This is a genomic window from Micromonospora foliorum, assembly GCF_022229015.1.
GTDB classification, from domain to species: Bacteria; Actinomycetota; Actinomycetes; order Mycobacteriales; family Micromonosporaceae; genus Micromonospora; species Micromonospora foliorum.
On sequence record NZ_JAKKFF010000009.1, the window covers coordinates 1 to 5,240 of the forward strand.

Genomic DNA, 5,240 nt, shown 5'->3' on the forward strand with positions numbered 1-5,240 from the left:
GAGAGGTTGCCGTCGCTGCCGGCCACACCGGCGGAGACGGCGGCCACGGCGGCGGCGACCACAACCCCGATCAGCAGTCTGCGGTCGGCCGCCGGGCGTGCTCCGACGGGCTCGTCCCGAACCGCCGGCGCGCTGTCGGCCGGGGTGCCGACGCGGCGGCGGGCGCGCAGCACGGCCACGACCGCGAGCACCACACAGGCCAGCAGCCAGATCCGGAAGGTGACCGACGGACGCAGGTCGCCCAGGAAGGCCAGGTGGTAGAGCACGGTGAAGAGCGCGAACGCGATCACGGCGCCGTCGGTGAGCACCGCCGGGGCGACGGCCACCAGCGCGCGTACCCGGGACAGCCCGGCGCGGTCGTTGGCGGGCCGGGGCGCCTGCCCGGTCCGCGGCGTCGGATCCGGTTCGGCGGGCGCTACGGCGATGCTGTCGACGTTGGCCACGGGCGTCCTTACTCGTCAGGCGGATGAGGGGCATCGGCACGGTGACGGCCGGGTGTCAAGGGGGCAGCGTAGCGGAATCGGGCAGGGAGACCGCTGCTGCCGGCGGCCGAGTGTCGGGGGCTGGTCAGCCCGAGATCGGAGCCGCCCGGGGGCGCGGCAGCACGCTGTCGGCGCCGAGCCCGGCCGCCACGGATTCGACCAGGTTGTCGAGGTAACCGTCGGTGAGCGGGAGCCGGGCGATGGCGAGTCGCCAGTAGAGCGGACCCACGATGAGGTCGACGGCGGCGTCCAACTCGGTGTCGGCGGGCAGTTCGCCACGCTGCACGGCACGGGTGACCAGGCGACCGCCGATCTCCTGCTGCCGGGCGTGCAGCACCTGACGCAGGGTCGCGTCGATGCTGGGGTTGCGGGCGGCCTCGGCCAGCAGGTCCGGGATGATCTGCGACGCCAGTGGGTGCCGGAGCGCGTGGGCCACCGCCTGGAACAGCAGCGCGAGATCACCGCGCAGCGTGCCGGTGTCCAGTGCGGGGAGCTTGCCGTGTGCCGCGGCGGCGACGATCTCCAGCACCAGGTCGAGCTTCGAGCTCCACCGTCGGTAGATCGCCGTCTTGCTGACGCCGGCCCGCCGGGCCACCGCCTCGATGGAGAGCCGGCCGTAGCCGACCGCGGCCAGCTCCTGCATCAGCGCGCGGCGGATCGCCGTGGTGATCTCGTCGCGCAGCACCGCCGCGCCGGCCGGGGCCCGCCTCTTTTCGGTCGTCATCGAGGGCTCTTATCGCAGGTCACGCCGGACAGCTTAGCGCAACGACGGTACGGTTGCGTCCCGACGTGTTTCGGACTACTGTCCTCGCAGCGACGAGGCGGCGCCCCGCGCAAATTTCCCACTAGGATTCGATCGTCGCGAGCAACCCCCGTCTGCACGAAAGATCGGAGCGCCATTTCCATGGCCACCACCGCGCTGGTCGACCCCGACACGGGCCTGACCCAGGCGCAGCTGGCCGCTCGGCACGGGCTACGGGTCGCCGGTGAGCGCCCCAGCCTCGTCGAGTACAGCCGCCGACTATGGGCCTACCGGCACTTCATCGCCGCGTACGCCAATGCCAAGCTCGTCGCCTCGTACAGCAACGCCAAGCTGGGTCAGCTCTGGCAGGTGCTCACCCCGCTGACCAACGCGGCGGTCTACTACCTGATCTTCGGGGTGGTGCTCGACCAGAAGAGCATCCCGAACTTCATCGCCTACCTGACCACCGGGTTGTTCATCTTCAACTTCACCCAGAGCGCGGTCCTGGCCGGCACCCAGTCGATCAGCAGCAACCTGGGGCTGATCCGGGCGCTGCACTTCCCCCGGGCCAGCCTGCCGCTGTCGACGACGATGACGCAGTTCCAGCAACTGCTGGCCTCGATGGTGGTGCTGATCGGCATCGTGCTGGTCACCGGCGAACCGCTCACCTGGGAGTGGTTGCTGCTGGTGCCGGCGCTGCTGCTGCAGGCGGTGTTCAACGCCGGCGTGGTGCTGCTGGTGGCCCGGCTGGGCTCCAAGTCGAGCGACCTGAAGCAGGTCATGCCGTTCATCATGCGCACCTGGATGTACGGCTCCGGTGTCCTCTACAGCGTCAGCCTCTTCGAGCGGCTACCCGGTTGGGCGACGACGCTGGTGCAGTACAACCCGCTGCTGGTCTACATCGAGCTTGCGCGGTACACGCTGATGGAGGAGGCGCCGCTGCTCAACGAGTCGCTGACCCAGCTCTGGCTGGTCGGCGCCGGTTGGGCGCTGGTGGCCGGCATCGGCGGTTTCATCTACTTCTGGCGCGGCGAACAGGAGTACGGCCGTGGTTGAGCACTTCGACGCCGCCCCCGAGGCGAGCGCGACGATGACCCGCACGCAGGAGCGCATCCCGACCGTGGTCGTGGACGACGCGCACATCATCTACCGCGTGCACCAGGGCGCCGCCGGTGGCACCACGCCGGTGGCCGCGCTGCGCCGGCTGGTCAAGCGCACCCACGCGCCGAACGTCCGGGAGGTGCACGCGGTCAAGGGTGTCTCCTTCACCGCGTACCGGGGCGAGGCGATCGGGCTGATCGGCAGCAACGGCTCCGGCAAGTCCACCATCCTGCGGGCCATCGCCGGCCTGCTGCCGGTCAACCGGGGCGCCATCCACACCCAGGGGCAGCCGTCGCTGCTGGGCGTCAACGCCGCCCTGCTCAACGACCTCTCCGGGGAACGCAACGTCGTCCTCGGCTGCCTGGCCATGGGCATGCACCCCGACGACGTGGCCAAGCAGGCCGCGGGGATCATCGACTTCTCCGGGATCAACGAGCGGGGTGACTTCGCCAGCCTGCCGATGCGCACGTACTCGTCCGGCATGGCGGCCCGGCTGCGGTTCTCCATCGCCGCCGCCAAGAAGCACGACGTGCTGCTCATCGACGAGGCGCTCGCCACCGGCGACAAGGGCTTCCGCAAGCGCAGCGAGCAGCGGGTTCGGGAGCTGCGGGAGGGCGCGGGAACGGTGTTCCTGGTCAGCCACCAGCTCTCCTCCGTCCGCGACACCTGCGAACGGACGATCTGGCTGGAATCGGGCGTCATCCGGATGGATGGCCCCACCGACGAGGTCATCCGGGCGTACGAGGCGTACGCGAACAGCAAGTAGAGTTCCGGCGAACGTCCGGCATCGACACGGCACCTGAGGACCGCGTCGCCCACGTTGGGGCGACGCGGTCCGCGCGTTAAGGTTCATTCCGTCGCCGCTCGGGCGGAACCTTCCGTTAACGCATCCCTGAGAGTGAGGATCCGGCAATGACGCAGGACCAGACCACTGGCCCGGACGCCGAAGCGGAGACCCAGACGCCGTGGCGGCCCTCGCGGACAGTGGCGGTGGTTCTGGCCGGAGGCACCGGGACGCGGCTGGGCCTCGGCATCCCGAAGCAGCTGCTGAAGATCGCCGGTAAGCCGATCATCGAGCACACCCTGGCGGTCTTCGAGGCGGCACCGGAGATCGACGAGATCATCGTGCTGATGGCGACCGGCCACGTCGAGGACGCCCGGCAGATCGTCGAGAAGGCCGGCCTGCGCAAGGTCACCAAGGTGATCGAGGGCGGTGACACCCGCAACGCCACCACCCGGATCGCCCTGGACGCGGTCGGCCCGGAAGACTGCAACATCCTCTTCCACGACGCGGTGCGCCCGCTGCTCAGCGGCCGGATCGTGCGCGAGTGCGTCAACGCGCTCTGGAGCTACGACGCCGTGGACGTGGCCATCCCCTCCGCGGACACGATCATCCAGGTCGACGACAACGACTGCATCACCGACATCCCGGTGCGCTCCCGGCTGCGCCGGGGCCAGACCCCGCAGGCGTTCCGCTCCCCCACGATCCGGGCGGCGTACCGGATCGCCGAGGACGACCCGGACTTCGCCGCCACCGACGACTGCGGCGTGGTGCTGCGCTATCTCCCCGGCACCCCGATCAAGGTGATCGACGGTTCGGACGAGAACATCAAGGTCACCCACCCGGTCGACGTGCACCTGGCGGACAAGCTCTTCCAGCTCGCCGCGGCGCAGGCGCCCCGGCTGACCGACCACCGCAGCTACAGCGAGGAGCTGACCGGCCGCACCATCGTGGTGTTCGGCGGCAGCTACGGCATCGGCCACGAGTTGACCGAGCTGGCCCGGCGCTACGGCGCCCAGGTCTTCCCGTTCAGCCGTTCCAGCACCGGCACCCACGTGGAGCGGGCCGAGGACGTCGCGGCCGCGCTGACGACCGCCTTCGAGGCCACCGGCCGGATCGACCACGTGGTGGTCACCGCCGGCATCCTGGAGAAGGGCGCCCTCGCCGAGATGGACGAGGAGACCATGGACCGGCTACTCCAGGTCAACTTCGTCGGCCCGGTGACCATCGCCCGCCAGGCCCTCCCGTACCTCCAGCAGACCAAGGGCCAACTGCTGCTCTACACCTCCAGCTCCTACACCCGGGGCCGGGCCCGCTACGCGCTCTACTCGGCCACCAAGGCCGCCCTGGTCAACCTCACCCAGGCGCTCGCCGACGAGTGGGCCGACGTCGGCGTCCGCGTCAACTGCATCAACCCGGAGCGCACCGCCACCCCGATGCGGACGCGGGCCTTCGGCGAGGAGCCGGAGCACACCCTGCTCGCCGCGGAGGCCGTCGCCCAGTCGTCGCTGGACGTGCTGATCTCCGACCTGACCGGTCAGGTGATCGACGTACGCCGGGCACCCGGTGACGGGCCCACGCCGAGCGTGCCGGCCCAGGCCGGGTCGGGTCGGGTCGAGACGCCGGCCGGCGCGACGTCCGCAAACTGACGCCGACGCCTGCGGAACCACGAACGGAGCGACATGCGCGGCGACCTGGTCCGAAAACTGGCTGCCCGGTGCCTGACCACCGGGTTGGCCGTGCTCGCCTTTGTCGTGCTGGCGCTCACCGGCGCCACCGGCTGGGGGCTGGCGCTGGCCGTGGCCGCGCTGGCCGCCGCGGCCGCCGAGCAGCGGATCCGGCCCAGCGCCGACCTGGTGGCGGAGACCGCGTTGATCGCCGCCGCGATCCTGGTCGGCTACTCCCGACGGCTGGACGACGGGCTCAACCTCGCGCTGGTCGCCACCGGGCTGGTCCTGCTGGGGCTGGTGCTGCTGGTGGGGCCGCTGCGCACCGCCGGCAGTCTGGAGATCCGGGCGGCCAACCTGCCGGTACGCGCCTGGACGCCGCTGGTCGCCGGCCAACTCGGCACGGCCCTGCTCGGGCTGCTCGCCGCGCTGGCAGATCGGCAACGCCACCGTCCGAACCACAGTAC

At 70.9% G+C, this 5,240-nt stretch carries 4 protein-coding genes and 2 pseudogenes; 4 read left to right on the forward strand and 2 right to left on the reverse strand.

The annotated features are described in order from the left end of the window. A pseudogene (locus PSH25_RS00750) lies at positions 1 to 443 on the reverse strand (hypothetical protein); the annotation flags it as partial. Between the two features lie 124 nt (positions 444 to 567). After that, the gene (locus PSH25_RS00755; protein ID WP_238657090.1) at positions 568 to 1,206 is read right to left on the reverse strand and encodes a TetR/AcrR family transcriptional regulator; all 639 of its coding nucleotides are present in this window, start codon (positions 1,204 to 1,206) and stop codon (positions 568 to 570) included. 180 nt (positions 1,207 to 1,386) lie between these two features. On the opposite strand from PSH25_RS00755, the gene PSH25_RS00760 reads away from it, so the two are divergent. The 4 genes and pseudogenes from PSH25_RS00760 to PSH25_RS00775 form a co-directional block, all read left to right on the forward strand. After that, positions 1,387 to 2,280 carry an ABC transporter permease gene (locus tag PSH25_RS00760; protein ID WP_238657091.1) on the forward strand — a complete coding sequence of 298 codons (894 nt, stop codon included), beginning with the start codon at positions 1,387 to 1,389 and terminating at the stop codon, positions 2,278 to 2,280. A 34-nt stretch (positions 2,281 to 2,314) separates the two neighbouring features. Beyond that, positions 2,315 to 3,091 carry an ABC transporter ATP-binding protein gene (locus PSH25_RS00765; protein WP_238657093.1) on the forward strand — a complete coding sequence of 259 codons (777 nt, stop codon included), beginning with the start codon at positions 2,315 to 2,317 and terminating at the stop codon, positions 3,089 to 3,091. A 146-nt stretch (positions 3,092 to 3,237) separates the two neighbouring features. After that, positions 3,238 to 4,755: a bifunctional cytidylyltransferase/SDR family oxidoreductase gene (locus PSH25_RS00770; RefSeq protein WP_238657092.1), complete on the forward strand. Its 1,518-nt coding sequence runs from the start codon at positions 3,238 to 3,240 to the stop codon at positions 4,753 to 4,755. 33 nt (positions 4,756 to 4,788) lie between these two features. Next, positions 4,789 to 5,240: pseudogene (locus tag PSH25_RS00775) on the forward strand (CDP-glycerol glycerophosphotransferase family protein); the annotation flags it as partial.